The organism is Brasilonema sennae CENA114 (assembly GCF_006968745.1).
GTDB classification, from domain to species: Bacteria; Cyanobacteriota; Cyanobacteriia; order Cyanobacteriales; family Nostocaceae; genus Brasilonema; species Brasilonema sennae.
In genome coordinates this window covers 685,454-699,441 of sequence record NZ_CP030118.1, presented here as the reverse complement: position 1 = coordinate 699,441, position 13,988 = coordinate 685,454, and the positions used below count along the sequence as shown (strand labels likewise).

Annotated in this window: 10 protein-coding genes; 8 read left to right on the top strand and 2 right to left on the bottom strand. The window is 42.9% G+C overall.

What is annotated here, in order from left to right; genetic code table 11:
- Window positions 1-64: 64 nt before the first annotated feature.
- The gene (locus DP114_RS02895; protein ID WP_171975401.1) at window positions 65-1,204 is read left to right on the top strand and encodes an AAA family ATPase; all 1,140 of its coding nucleotides are present in this window, start codon (window positions 65-67) and stop codon (window positions 1,202-1,204) included.
- Window positions 1,205-1,488: 284 nt separating this feature from the next.
- Here DP114_RS02895 and DP114_RS02890 read toward each other — a convergent pair whose 3' ends face one another.
- Window positions 1,489-2,355: a branched-chain amino acid ABC transporter permease gene (locus DP114_RS02890; RefSeq protein ID WP_171975400.1), complete on the bottom strand. Its 867-nt coding sequence runs from the start codon at window positions 2,353-2,355 to the stop codon at window positions 1,489-1,491.
- 238 nt (window positions 2,356-2,593) lie between these two features.
- Here DP114_RS02890 and larE point away from each other — a divergent pair, with 238 nt between their 5' ends.
- The 7 genes from larE (at window position 2,594) to DP114_RS02855 (ending at window position 12,875) form a co-directional block, all read left to right on the top strand.
- Window positions 2,594-3,421, top strand: a complete 828-nt coding sequence (larE, locus tag DP114_RS02885) for an ATP-dependent sacrificial sulfur transferase LarE (protein ID WP_171978104.1) — start codon at window positions 2,594-2,596, stop codon at window positions 3,419-3,421.
- A gap of 231 nt (window positions 3,422-3,652) precedes the next feature.
- Window positions 3,653-4,276, top strand: a complete 624-nt coding sequence (locus DP114_RS02880) for a Uma2 family endonuclease (RefSeq protein WP_171975399.1) — start codon at window positions 3,653-3,655, stop codon at window positions 4,274-4,276.
- A gap of 138 nt (window positions 4,277-4,414) precedes the next feature.
- The gene (locus tag DP114_RS02875; RefSeq protein ID WP_171975398.1) at window positions 4,415-7,651 is read left to right on the top strand and encodes a two-partner secretion domain-containing protein; all 3,237 of its coding nucleotides are present in this window, start codon (window positions 4,415-4,417) and stop codon (window positions 7,649-7,651) included.
- A gap of 277 nt (window positions 7,652-7,928) precedes the next feature.
- Window positions 7,929-8,957 carry a hypothetical protein gene (locus tag DP114_RS02870; RefSeq protein ID WP_171975397.1) on the top strand — a complete coding sequence of 343 codons (1,029 nt, stop codon included), beginning with the start codon at window positions 7,929-7,931 and terminating at the stop codon, window positions 8,955-8,957.
- A 472-nt stretch (window positions 8,958-9,429) separates the two neighbouring features.
- Window positions 9,430-10,254, top strand: coding sequence for a CheR family methyltransferase (locus DP114_RS02865; RefSeq protein WP_171975396.1), 825 nt, complete (start codon window positions 9,430-9,432; stop codon window positions 10,252-10,254).
- A gap of 54 nt (window positions 10,255-10,308) precedes the next feature.
- A complete protein-coding gene (locus DP114_RS02860) occupies window positions 10,309-10,893 on the top strand; it encodes a chemotaxis protein CheB (RefSeq protein WP_169263030.1) in 585 nt (194 codons plus the stop codon).
- A 164-nt stretch (window positions 10,894-11,057) separates the two neighbouring features.
- Window positions 11,058-12,875 carry a hybrid sensor histidine kinase/response regulator gene (locus DP114_RS02855; protein ID WP_171978103.1) on the top strand — a complete coding sequence of 606 codons (1,818 nt, stop codon included), beginning with the start codon at window positions 11,058-11,060 and terminating at the stop codon, window positions 12,873-12,875.
- On the opposite strand, the gene ald is transcribed toward DP114_RS02855, so the two are convergent.
- Window positions 12,833-13,924: an alanine dehydrogenase gene (gene ald / locus DP114_RS02850; RefSeq protein ID WP_171975395.1), complete on the bottom strand. Its 1,092-nt coding sequence runs from the start codon at window positions 13,922-13,924 to the stop codon at window positions 12,833-12,835. The genes DP114_RS02855 and ald overlap by 43 nt on opposite strands.
- Window positions 13,925-13,988 lie beyond the last annotated feature (64 nt).

The window sequence follows — 13,988 nt, the reverse complement described above, 5'->3', positions numbered from 1 at the left end:
TAAGCGCTACAGGTGGAATCGTGAAGCCAGCAGATAAAAAGCCTGGGTATTGGGAGATTCTTCCATGACGGGGACGAACAGTGACAAACAACTGTCGAGAATAGTTTTAAAAGGTTTCAAGTCTATTGCTGAGTGTGACCTTGAACTCTCCAGGCTTAACGTTTTGATTGGAGCTAATGGGGCGGGAAAATCCAATTTTATTGGCTTTTTCCGTATGATACAGCAGTTGGTTGACCAAAACCTGCAAGTTTTTGTCAGCCGCCAGGGCAGTCCCGATGCGCTATTACACTTTGGGCGAAAAACAACGGAACAATTGGAGTTTCAGTTATACTTCGGCAATAACGGGTACTTCGCTACGCTAGAACCAACCCAGGACAATCGCCTGATGTTCGCCAGGGAATCCTTCTGGTGGAACATGAGTGGTGAACGTGAAATAGGTAAAGGGCATTTCGAGACAAAGGCTTTTGTCGATACCGGGACAGGAATTAACGAATATGTTTTATCTGCCATGCAGCAGTGGCGAGTGTACCATTTTCATGACACCAGCGACAGTGCTTATATAAAACAGCCGCACGGTATCAATGACAATGCTTACCTGCGTCCTGATGCCCGTAATCTTGCATCCTTTCTGTATCTGTTGCGTGACGGCTACCCAGCATCTTATCAGAAAATCGTTAAAACTATCCGACTTGTTGCCCCTTTCTTTCGAGACTTTTACCTGCGTCCTTCCCCACAAAATAAGGAGGTTATTGAACTGGAATGGTTTGAGCAGGGGCAGGATGTTCCATTTAAGGCACATTTGCTTTCGGATGGCACATTGCGTTTCATGTGTCTGGCAATCGTTTTCCTGCAACCGGAAGAGCTTCAACCTGAAACAATTCTAGTTGATGAGCCAGAACTGGGTCTCCACCCGTATGCTACCACTGTCCTGGCATCATTGATACGTACCACTACCAAACAGGTGATTGTTTCAACCCAATCCGTAGAACTGCTGAATGAATTTGATGCAAGTGATGTGATTGTTGTAGACCGCGATCAACAAGGGAAATCATTGCTTCGCAGGCTGAATAAGCACGATTTGCAGGAGTGGCTTGAGGACTATAGCCTGGGCGAGCTTTGGAAGAAGAACGTCCTGGGCGGGAGACCTTCACCGAGTCCCTATGCAACGGCACGCTACGCTATCGGGCACCCCTCTCCTTTATAAGGAGAGGGGAGGTTTTGGCGTAAGCCAAAGCCGGGGTGAGGTAACACGCGGGTTGGATTGATGGGTATTAAGTAGTCGTCAGAAATTCCGTACACCAATTAAGATATGTAGAATGTTTAAGTGCTTTGATTCGGTCTTGATTTAACCTCACCCCGCCCTATGCCTAACGGCACGCTACGCTATCGGGCACCCCTCTCCTTATAAAGGAGAGGGGAGGTTTTGGCGTAAGCCAAAGCCAGGGTGAGGTAACACGCGGGTTGCGTTCATGATCGCTACTTAATTTCTCAAATCGTACCTTTGAACAAACCTTTGGGACGAACAAGCAACACTAAAATCATGAGCAACAGTGCTACGCCTTGTTTATACTGAGCACCCAGCAATACAGTACTCGTTTCTTGGGCAATACCAATGATAAAAGCTCCTGCGATCGCACCGTAAGGGTTGCCAATTCCTCCTAAAATCACTGAGGCAAATAAAGGTAAAATCAAATACCATCCCATATTTGGTCGCACGGCTCCAATTAAGCCGTACATACTTCCACCCAAGGATGTCAGAGTACCAGCAATCACCCAAGTCCATAAAATAATTTTGTCTACATTAATACCAGAAACCCGAGCTAAATCTAAATCGTCGGCAACTGCTCGCATTCCCTTGCCGATTTTGGTGTTTTGTAAAATGTAGTGTAATGCAACAATTGCTGCAACAGCTAGGAACAAAACCAACAATTGATTTTGGGGTACTCTCACACCCAGAATATCCATAGCCGGAACCACGGGCAAATCGTAAGTTTTGTTACTACCGCCCCAGATAAGGATAATGCCATTACGAAGAAATAAGGCAAGCCCGATAGAGATAATAATAAGAGTGGTGGAAGTAGCACGGATAGAACGCATATGAGACCATAGCAACTTTTCCGACAACAGCATTGCTGCTACTGTGCCAATTGCAGCTATTACCATAGACAGCCAAATATTAACACCAAAGCTATTAACAAGCAGCGTCAAATAAGCTCCCAACGTTAAAAAGTCACCGTGAGCAAAGTTAGATAACCGTAAAATTCCGTAGGTGAGAGTAAGTCCGACAGATGCTAAAGCAATAATGCTACCCAAAGCAATACCGTTAACAATTAATTGAGCGAATTGTGCATTCATAGTTTTGACATCTAAAATTCATAACTTGTATAGCAGGAAATAGGGAACGCTTAACAGGGAACGCTTAACAGGGAATACGGAACGCTTAACAGTGAACAGTGACAACTGATAACTGATCGCTGGTAACTGGTAACTGGTAACTGGTAACTGGTAACTGCTGTATCTTTTTCCCTTATTCCTTTATCGCCCACCTAAAATGGAATTGATGGAGGGCGATATCATTTGGACAAGATTGGAGATGATGCTAACAGAAAAACTTGAAAAATTAAAAGCATTGTTTGTAGAAATGGAGCAGGCTTTGATAGCTTACTCTGGCGGAGTGGATAGCACTTTGGTTGCCAAGGTGGCTTATGATGTTTTAGGCGATCGCGCTTTGGCTGTCACAGCTATGTCTCCCTCACTGTTAAGCGAAGAGTTGGAAGACGCCTCCTTGCAAGCAGCGACGATTGGGATTCGTCATCAAATTATTCAAACACATGAGATGGAAAATCCCAATTACACTTCCAACCCTGTGAACCGCTGTTACTTTTGCAAAAGTGAACTGCACGACACCCTCAAACCCTTAGCGATTGAATTGGGTTATCCGTATGTGGTGGATGGAGTCAACGCTGATGACTTACATGATTATCGCCCAGGAATTCAGGCTGCAAAAGAAAGAGGTGCGCGATCGCCCTTAGCAGAAATCGGTATCACCAAAGCGCAAGTCCGCCAAATTTCCCAAGAACTCGGTTTACCTTGGTGGGAGAAACCTGCGCAACCATGTCTGAGTTCACGCTTTCCCTACGGCGAAGAGATTACCGTTGCTAAGTTACAACGAGTCGGTAGGGCAGAAATTTATTTACGCAAGTTGGGTTACCAGAATTTGCGGGTACGTTCTGAGGGAGATACAGCACGAATTGAATTACCGCCACAACAAATCAAAGAGTTTGTTTTAAAAACTGATTTGCAATCAATTGTTTCTGCATTTCAAGAGTTTGGTTTTCTTTACGTGACATTAGATTTGGAAGGTTATCGTAGCGGGAAGTTAAATCAAGTTTTGAATCGAGAAGTTGCGAGTGTGAAATGATATTTTTTTGACATCTTCGAGCAATCTCGTCCGTCCAGTAATTTCTGTAGGGTGGGCACTGCTTACCGTTTGCACCAAACTCCTATTCTTACGTTTTCGGCAGTGCCCACCTTGAGGTTATCGAGAATGGTGCAAGATATAATCTAGGCGATCGCACAAAGCTTGCTAATCGAGATTGGCAACAAAATCCTCTAATGAGTATCCTGACAAGAGAACGAACGGGAGAGAAAAATGACTCAACCCTTACGCAAACTAGTAACATTTGAAGAATTTGCAAAGTGGAAACCAGAGGATGGGCGTTATGAACTGCATGATGGAGTTATTGTTAAAATGCCGCAACCACTAGGAGAACATGAGGAAATTATCCTATTCTTAGTTGAGAAACTCACTTTGGAATATAGTCGCCTCAATCTAGCCTATGGCATCCCCAAAACCGTGCTAGTCAAACCACCTGAAAATGAATCAGCTTATTCACCAGATGTGCTGATACTAAACCGTTCTAATTTGGTAAATGAACCTCTGTGGAAAAAGGAATCAACCGTTATTCAAGCCGCATCAATTCCTTTAGTTGTCGAAGTTGTTAGTACAAACTGGCGTGATGATTACTATAAAAAATTGGCTGATTATGAACAAATTGGCATTCCTGAATACTGGATTATAGACTATCTTGCTCTCGGCGCGAGGAAGTTTATCGGTAATCCCAAACAACCAACCATCTCTATTTACAACCTAGTTGAAGGTGAGTACCAGGTTAATCAGTTTCGGGGTGATGAGCGCATTCAGTCTCTAACATTTTCAGAGTTAAACTTAACTGCACAACAAATTTTTGAAGCTACCACCAGTCCTTATGCTTGACATTTTCACCCTTATCCTCTCCTCCCCTTGTTGTCCTCCTCAAGCCTGCTAATTGTGTTAAATAGTTAACTTTGATTTCTTAAGAAACACCTTCTCCATTAGAATCCTTTTGAGAAGAGAAACAACTATTTAAAATTTATGAAACATAATTGGCGTTCGCCCTCTTGGGTTGACTCCTTTGGAGCATTGCGTAGCATCCTTAAAGCGTATTGGCTCTTTTTTATCACTTCACCCCTATGCGCCATTGGGGGTTTGACTTCTATAAACACCGTCACAGCCCAACAAGTGACTTCTGATGGAACTGCATCCACCACAGTTATCGTCACTCCTGATGGCAAAAATTTCAACATCAATGACGGAACAACAAGAGGAACAAACCTTTTTCACAGCTTCAAAGAATTTTCTGTTCCTAATGGTGGTTCGGCAACCTTCAACAATGCAGCAAATATACAAAACATTATCAGTCGGGTGACAGGTGGTTCTGTTTCTAATATTGACGGTTTGATAAGGACACTTAACCCAGCTAACTTATTTTTACTCAATCCAGCAGGGATTATTTTTGGACCAAATGCCAGTTTGAATATTGGTGGTTCATTTTTGGGGACTACGGCGAATAGTTTCCTATTCGACAATGGGCTTGAGTTTAGTGCAACCAATCCGCAAGCACCGCCACTGTTAACTATAAATGTTCCGATTGGCTTGGGATTTCGGGATAATCCCCAAAATATCACCACAAAATCCACGACAACTGAATATCCTATTCTTCAGGTAAACCCTGGAAATTCTTTAGCATTGGTAGGTGGTAATGTCAACTTAGATGGTTCTTTTCTGCGTGCACTCGGAGGACGAGTTGAGTTAGGAGGCTTATCTGCAGCCGGGACGGTGGGACTCAATGGTGATGGAAGCTTGAGTTTTCCTGTGGGAGTGCAAAGAGCGGATGTATCGCTTACTAATGAAGCTTTTCTGGATGTACGTGCTGGTGGAGGGGGTAGTATAGCAGTCAACGCCCGAAATTTAGATATTTCCGGAGGAAGTGGCTTGTATGCGGGAATAAGACAAGGTTTCGGGTTAGTTGGTAGTCAGGCGGGAAATGTTGACATCGATGCTACAGGGTCAGTGAAACTCTCTGGAAGTAGCATTTACAACTTTGTGCCATTTGGAGGAACGGGCAATAGCGGCAACATCAATATTAAAGCAGAGTCGGTTTCTTTAAGTGATGGCTTTGTGCAAGCTAGCAATGCTGGGCAGGGTAATGCTGGCAATATCAGGGTAGAAGCAAAAGATACTGTCTCCCTTGCGAACAGAAGCTTGATCTTAAGCAATATCGGAAATAGTCAGAGACAACCAGCCAAAGGCAAAGTTGGCAATATTCAAATCGAAGGCAGGACAGTTTCCTTAACCGAGAGATCTCAACTGCAAGCTGGCTTATATTCCAATGCTGAGGGAGATCCTGGTATTGTATCTATAAAAGCTACGGACTCTGTTTCATTTACAGGTACAAATACTGGCATCACTGGTATTTTTACGGATGTAGAGCCTGGGTCAATAGGCGATGGCAGCAAGATTCAAATTTCAACGGGATCCACGGGGTCAGTTTCTTTAACTGATGGCGCTCTACTGACTGCCAGCAATGGCGGACGAGGAAACGGTGGAGACATAACTATCGATACAGGAAGCTTTAGCAACAAAAATGGATCTGTAGTGTCAACGAGTACGTATGGTCAAGACAATGGAAAAGCTGGCAACTTATTCATTAAAGCCAATGATTTAGTAGAAGTTTTAGGCACAGGACAACCTGGAGAAACCAGTTTTCTGGATGCTAGTGTACAAACAGGAGGCATAGGAAAGGGTGGAGACTTAACCATCGAGACGAAAAAGTTGGTTGTTAGAAACGCCCAAGTAGGTGCTGTGAATTCTGGCAAAGGAGAAGGTGGCAATCTTACTGTTCGTGCTTCCGACTCAGTAGAACTGAGCGGAAAAGTCTTTTCAATCAACTCAAATAATCCTAATGAGCCAATTAGGAATCCTGCTGGCTTGTTTTCTCAGATCAACTTACAAGGTGAGGGTAAAGGCGGTAATCTGACTATTGAAACCAACCGTTTAAGTGTCAGTGATGGCGCTAAAGTGCAAGTTGCTACCTTTGGTAAAGGTGATGCTGGCAATTTATTGATTCGCGCCTCAGATATCGATGTCTATGAAACAGCTAATGCGAACTTCTTCCCCGGAGGTATATTTGCAGGTGTTCAAGTAGACGAAGATCAAACGAGAACTCCACCCAAAGGCTTTGGAGGAAGTGTGACGATTGAAACTGACCGCTTGCGAGTCAGAGATGGAGCGAGAGTATCAACAAGTACTGAAGGTGACGGCAATGCAGGTACATTGGTAATTCGTGCCAAGGAATCTGTAGAAGTCTCTGGTAAATTACTTAATCCAAACGGTAGGTTTTATAACGACACATCCGAGAGTCAAATTAGTGCCGCAGCGACCTCAACAAGCACAGGTAGTGGCGGAAGCGTGAGCATTGAAACTCCAAAGTTGATTGTCAGGGATGGTGGTACGGTAACCGTGAGGAGTGACAACACAAAGCCCGCAGGTAACTTAGAAATCAACGCAAACTCTATCAACTTAGACAATCAAGGAAGTATCACAGCTACAACCAAATCAGGTAACGGTGGCGACATCACTTTAGGAGTCGGAGACTTATTACTCTTACGCCGCAACAGTAATATCTCCACCAGTGCAGGTACTATTGGTGCTGGTGGAAATGGCGGCAACATCACAATTAACTCTCCATTAATCGTCGCCTTCCCTAGTGAAAATAGTGATATCACTGCCAATGCTTTCAGCGGTAGCGGTGGAAACATCACAATCATAACTCAAGGTGTGTTTGGAATCCAGCCTCGCTCCCAATCAACGCCTGAAAGTGACATAACCGCATTTTCGCAACAAAACCCATCCTTAAATGGAACTATCAACATTATCACCCCAGATATTGACCCCACTCGTGGGTTGTTTGAATTATCAGAAACTGTCATCGACCCCGCACAGCGGGTTGCTCAAAATCCCTGTGTAAAAGGTTTTGGTAGCAGTTTCACTATCACCGGACGTGGCGGACTTCCAACTGATCCAAATAAAATCCTCAGTAGTAATAATGTGCGGGTTGATTTAATTAAGCCTGTGACAAGTACCGTGAGTTCAACAACTGCAACACAAAAGCAACCATCTCAAAAGCCACCTGTCAAACAGATAATACCAGCCCGAGGTTGGATATATAACGAAAAAGGTCAGGTAGTGCTGGTAGGTTATGATCCCACCAAAACTGGTCCACAACGTGAGCAACCAGCACCTACTAGTAACTGTGCTGCAGTGAGATAGTTGAAAAAAATGCAACACATGGATCAGACCCCTCCCCAACCCTCCCCGAACTCGCGGGGCTATCGTGTATACACATTTCTAGCGAAACCTCACCCTCGCTTGAATAGGCGCTAAAATCTTTACCTCTCCTTGCTAAGGAGAGGGATGCCCGATAGGGCAGGGTGAGGTTCCAACACCACGAGACAATCACACGCCTGTTCCCTGATATAAATAATATTACTGACAAACATAGTTAAAAAAAGTAGTATAAAGTATTGCTACTTAGAAAGAACTGTGTATGAGAAATTTCTTCATGGCTGCTGCAGGAGGAGTGTTCCTTGCGTTTGCAGTAATAAGTCAAGCGGTGGAAGCAACAGTGACACCAAAACTGGGGTCAGATTTCTCTAATTTTTATTCAATAACAGATCTTGGTTCTATCGAACAAATTCCACCTGCTTATGGTGGAATAACATTTCAGCCAGGAGAACCCAATACGCTGTTAATCAGCGGTTTGGCTGATACCCCGGATGCAGGAATTTATGCAGTTGAAGTCAGCCGTGAGAGTAACAACCACATCACTGGTTTTGGTATCCCATCCTTTTTGACACAAGCCCCCGGAATCAGCACAGGAGGAATTGATGCTGGTTTAGCTTATAGCCCCAAAGCTGATGTGTTGTTCTATACCTCCTATCCTGACAACAGCATTGGTCAAATAAAGCCTGGTAGCAGTAGTCCTAATAAACAAATTGATCTAAACACTCTTGGCTTTGCTGCTTCCACTGGTGCATTAAACTTTGTCCCTGAAGGATTTGCTGGAGCTGGTCGGCTTAAAATTACTTCTTATACGAGTAATATCTTTTATGACACAACTATCACTCCAGATAGCTCAGGTACATATGATATTGCTACGCCCACCAGAAGTGTTCAGCTTGATGGTGGACTGGATGGTTTTTTCTACGTAAAAGCAGGAAATCCTGGGTTTTTTGAAGATAGTCTGGTAATTGAAGAATATGATAACAGCAGCGTTTCTGCTTATACGATAGATGGAAATGGAGATGCGATCGCCAACAGCCGTCGAAATTTTATCACCGGACTTGGCTTTCACTCGCCAACATCTCTAACTGGAGTGATGGGAGCAACTATTGATCCGGTGACGGGAGACTTTATATTCTCTACATTTTATGAAGGAGACCCTTCAGCAAGTAAAATATATGCAGTGACAAGAGGAACCAAATCAACTTCAGTCCCTGAACCTCAAGGCGTAACTTTATTGGTGAGTATGTTCGTTTTAAGTTTAGGCTTACTCCGGGATAAAATAAAAAATTAAAAAAGAATTCACCAAGTCAGAATGGGCTGCGCTTTTGCACTCTACACGAGTCAGAATCCATTAAATGGGGATTGAAACCGCAGGGGAAACGCACCTTAAACCCCTTTACTCAATCGAGCATTCCACAGAATTCATGCCCTCATTCTGGGTTATGACTCCTGAGTTGTTTGTGTTAAATTTCAAATTATTAACTGTGTCTTGAAATCTCACTGAACCAAAATCTAAAGCGCATAGTTATTTGCTATTCTGTTGATTTGATACACTTTTTTAGTTATTTATATATCGTGCTTTTTATATCATCATAATAATGATTTTAAAGAAAAGATATTCGATGTAAATCCTATAGAATTTTTACTCAGTTAGGTACACTGTTATCAGTTATCAGTTATCAGTTACCAGTTACCAGTGATCAATTGTTCACTGTTAAGCGTTCCCTAGCTCAACTAGAACAAAGCAAACCGGATTCCTATATATGCTTAGAGAGCAGCTTGAAGATATTGAAATTCAATTGTTATTAGAAGGCATACATCGTTATTACGGATTTGATTTTAGGAATTATGCCTTAGCCTCACTCAAACGACGAATTTGGAAAATTATTCGAGCCGAAAGTTTAACCAGTATTTCTGGACTGCAAGAAAAAGTTCTCCATGATCCCGAATGTATGGAGAGATTTCTGTGTAGCCTCTCGGTTAATGTAACGACTATGTTTCGTGACCCCAACTTTTTTTTGATGTTTCGGAAAAAAGTTGTACCAATCTTACGAACTTATCCTTTCATTCGCGTTTGGCATGCGGGATGTTCTAGTGGTGAAGAAGTTTATTCTCTGGCAATTTTACTCCAGGAAGAGGGACTTTATCATCGTTGTAGATTGTATGCAACTGATATCAATGAGATGGTTTTAAAAAAAGCGAAAGCTGGAATTTATCCATTAGATGCAATGCAATATTATACTCAAAATTATTTGCAAGCAGGTGGAAAAAAAGCTTTCTCCGAATATTATACATCAGCCTATGAACATGCTATTTTTTCTTCGTATCTTAAAGAGAATATAATTTTTTCACAACATAATTTAGTCATAGATAATTCTTTCAACGAATTTAACATTATTTTATGTCGAAATGTATTAATTTACTTTAATAGATTTTTACAACAACGAGTCTTTAATCTTTTTCATGAAAGCCTTGTTCAGTTCGGTATTTTGGGTTTAGGACGCCAGGAAACAATGAAGTTCACTCCGCATGAACAAGACTATGAGCAATTAGAAGGTGGAGAAAAGTTTTACCGTAGAATTCGATAGTTGTTGATAATTGCCATAAACTACTAATTATTAACGAGTTATCACTCACGACTCATGACAATTCAATTCATTGCTATTGGTACATCCTTAGGAGGGTTAGAAGCCCTTGAAGTTTTACTCGCTGGATTGCCAAAAAACTTCCCAGTACCTGTAGCTATTGTTCAGCATCGTCACAAATCTTCAGATGATAAATTGAGAGTCGCGTTACAGGAGTACAGTGCTTTAGTTGTCACCGAGCCGCAAGATAAAGAAGAAATTGTGCCTGGTTACATATATCTAGCTCCAGCAGATTATCATTTGATGATAGAAGTAACAAGTGATGCGGTTCGTGAGCCAAGCTTTTCCTTATGTGTGGATGCTGCTGTGACTTATGCACGCCCGTCAATAGATGTGCTATTTGAAACCGCAGCCGATACTTATGCCGAAAGGTTAATTGCAGTTCTCTTGACAGGAGCTAATCATGATGGAATGCAAGGGATGAGAAAAATTAAAGCACGGGGCGGCAAAACTGTGGTGCAGGAACCTTCAACAGCAGCTTGTCCAATAATGCCTGAAGCGGCGATCGCCGCTGGAGTTGCAGATAAAGTTCTACCTTTGGCAGATATTGCCCCTTACTTAGTTAAAATGTGTAATTTTTGAGAAAGTCCTTGGCTAATTCTTCATACAAAAAGCTCTTAACTGCAGTCAGAAGGAATAACTAAATTTCTAACTTAAGATAGTGTCAATAAAATAAGCGCAAACGTCACAGTCAATAGGAAGACGTGAAAACGTTTTCATCTATTTCCCAAAGCATACAGATAGAAATGCCATTTGAACCGAAAGTTAACGTTTTGTTGGTAGATGACCATCCAGAAAATTTATTAGCCTTAGAGGCGATTTTAGGTAGTCAGCGTCAAAATGTGGTGAGGGCTACATCCGGCGCACAAGCACTGCGATGTTTGCTTAATCAGGACTTCGCGGTGATTCTGCTGGATGTGCAAATGCCTGACATGGATGGGTTCGAGACAGCTGCCCTAATTCGACAGCGAGAGCGATCGCGCCATACACCAATTATTTTTTTGACTGCATTTAGCACGAGTGATAACATGGTGTTTAAAGGATATTCTGTTGGTGCTGTAGACTACCTGTTCAAACCCATTCATGCAGAAATTTTAAAATCCAAGGTAGCCGCATTTGTTGATCTGTTTCAAAAAACTGTCGAAGTCAAGCGACAAGCGGCACAATTGGCACAGATGAATACCGAACTGAGAAAGCGCGAAGAGATGTTTCGCTCTTTGAGTGCTTGCTCGCCTGTAGGCATTTTTCTCACAGATACATTAGGTAAATGCACTTATATTAATCCACGATATCAAGCTATCTATGGGATGACACTGGAGGAGAGTTTAGGCGAGGGTTGGACACAAACAATTCATCCTGAAGATAGAGGGCGAGTGATTGCTGATTGGTATAATATATCAGAGCGACGACAGGAATACACAGCAGAATTTCGCATACTCACCTCGACAGGAATTCAGCGTTGGGTTCATATGTCCTCGTCGGCGATGCTTTCGGATCAAAGCGAAGTTATTGGATATATCGGCACGATAGAAGATATTACAGAGCGCAAACAAGCACAAGAAGAACACATTAACTTCATCCGCGAACAAGCAGCCCGACAAGAAGCTGAAACAGCAAACCGCCTTAAAGATGAGTTTTTAGCGACTCTTTCCCATGAACTTCGTACACCTTTAACTTCAATATTAGGTTGGTCTAAACTGCTGCGTCAGCGAAAGATGGATGAAAAAGCCATTACACGCGCTCTAGAAACGATTGAACGCAACGCTACTTTGCAGGCACAACTTATAGACGATATTCTAGATGTCTCACGGATTATGCGTGGCAAACTAAAGCTCAATCTCTGTCAACTTAATTTAACATCTGTGATTGCAACTGTTGTAGATAGCGTACGCTTAGAAGCTGATAAAAAAAATATTCAACTTGAGTATATTATTGAACACACTAACACACAGAACGAGGCAACAAGAAACACTATAGGAGATAGGGAAAATTTTCCCTCACTCTCTTCATCCCCAGAGGGGACTGCAAACTCCTCCACCTCTTTTGTCGTTTGTGGTGATCCAAACCGCTTACAGCAAATAGCTTGGAATTTACTGAGTAATGCCCTCAAGTTCACACCGAAAGACGGAAGAGTAGAGGTACGATTGTTACTCAGTGCTGAATCTTCCTCAGAAACACTTCAACCTCAGCAACACCACTCATCTGCGGCTAAAAGCTCCTTAGCACTTATTCGGGTGAGCGATACAGGTAGTGGTATCAGCCCAGATTTTCTTCCCTATGTTTTTGAGCGCTTTCGTCAAGCTGATGGTAGCATCACCAGACACCAAGGTGGATTGGGACTAGGACTAGCAATTGTACGTTCTCTGGTGGAAATGCATCGGGGAAGCGTTCATGCCGAAAGTCCAGGACTAGGACAAGGAGCCACTTTTACTGTGAAGCTACCGCTCATGGGTACTGGGAAAACGACAGAACAAGAGGAAGAAAAAGAAGACCAAGAGGGGACTACTAAACTCATAACCAACTACACGACTAAGTCAGAAAATACCTCTTGTAGTGCAGGGTGAACTAAGCGATGGTCTTGTACGTTCACACCTTTGGCTAATGCTTGGTTGTTTGTCAGTGCTTTTATCCCTGAATTTGCTAACTGCAAAACATAGGGTAAAGTGCTGTTATTTAATGCTTGGGTTGAAGTCCAAGGTACTGCCCCCGGCATGTTAGGAACACCATAATGCACCACACCCTCTTCGAGATAAACAGGATGAGTATGGGATGTGGGGTGTACAGTTTCCACGCAACCGCCTTGATCAACAGCAACATCGACTATCACAGAACCAGGATGCATTTGTTTTACTAAGTTGCGGGACACAAGGATGGGTGCTTTACGTCCTGGTATTAAAACAGCACCGATGAGCAAGTCGGCATCTTTGAGCGCAGCTTCAATATGGGCGGAGTTGCTGTAAAGCAGTTCGACTCTGGAACCAAACAAGGTTTCCAGATACGCGAGGCGCTCAACATTAACATCGAGAATTTGGACAGCAGCGCCCATACCCACAGCAATTTTCGCCGCTTCTGTACCAACAACACCGCCACCTAGAATCACGACTTTGCCTGGTTTAACTCCAGGTACACCGCCTAGCAAAACTCCTCTACCACCTTGCTGACGCTCTAGAAATCTTGCCCCAAATTGTACGGATAACCGACCTGCAATAATACTCATGGGACTCAGCAAAGGTAATTTGTTGTTCCCTGGTTGTTCTACAGTTTCATAGGCGATCGCCGTTACACCGCAATCAATCAGATGTTCGGTTAACTTTCGGTCAGCTGCTAAATGCAGATATGTAAACAAAATTTGCCCCTTCTGCAAAAACTTATACTCTGCAGACAATGGCTCTTTTACTTTGACAACAAGTTCGCACTTCCAAGCTTCGTCAGTGGTGGTGACTATTTTCGCGCCAGCGCTAATGTAGTCATCATCTGTAAATCCCGCCCCGATACCGGCTTGAGTCTCTACGAAAACTCTATGACCATTTTCTTGTAAGACTCGCACACTAGAAGGACTTAAGCCAACTCGAAACTCTAGGTCTTTTGTTTCTTTAGGAATACCAATTTCCATTTATCGCCTCTTATGGATTTTTGTATAGCTATAGTTTGTCAGTCTCATTCATTTTCTGTTGAAT

What these genes read in the sequence shown, in the direction of transcription:
- DP114_RS02855 (WP_171978103.1), top strand. Translation starts at nt 11,058, where the DNA reads ATGCCATTTGAACCGAAAGTTAACGTTTTGTTGGTAGATGACCATCCA.
- DP114_RS02875 (WP_171975398.1), top strand. Translation starts at nt 4,415, where the DNA reads ATGAAACATAATTGGCGTTCGCCCTCTTGGGTTGACTCCTTTGGAGCA.
- DP114_RS02870 (WP_171975397.1), top strand. Translation starts at nt 7,929, where the DNA reads ATGAGAAATTTCTTCATGGCTGCTGCAGGAGGAGTGTTCCTTGCGTTT.
- larE (WP_171978104.1), top strand. Translation starts at nt 2,594, where the DNA reads ATGATGCTAACAGAAAAACTTGAAAAATTAAAAGCATTGTTTGTAGAA.
- DP114_RS02880 (WP_171975399.1), top strand. Translation starts at nt 3,653, where the DNA reads ATGACTCAACCCTTACGCAAACTAGTAACATTTGAAGAATTTGCAAAG.
- DP114_RS02890 (WP_171975400.1), bottom strand. Translation starts at nt 2,355, where the DNA reads ATGAATGCACAATTCGCTCAATTAATTGTTAACGGTATTGCTTTGGGT.
- DP114_RS02865 (WP_171975396.1), top strand. Translation starts at nt 9,430, where the DNA reads ATGCTTAGAGAGCAGCTTGAAGATATTGAAATTCAATTGTTATTAGAA.
- DP114_RS02895 (WP_171975401.1), top strand. Translation starts at nt 65, where the DNA reads ATGACGGGGACGAACAGTGACAAACAACTGTCGAGAATAGTTTTAAAA.
- DP114_RS02860 (WP_169263030.1), top strand. Translation starts at nt 10,309, where the DNA reads ATGACAATTCAATTCATTGCTATTGGTACATCCTTAGGAGGGTTAGAA.
- ald (WP_171975395.1), bottom strand. Translation starts at nt 13,924, where the DNA reads ATGGAAATTGGTATTCCTAAAGAAACAAAAGACCTAGAGTTTCGAGTT.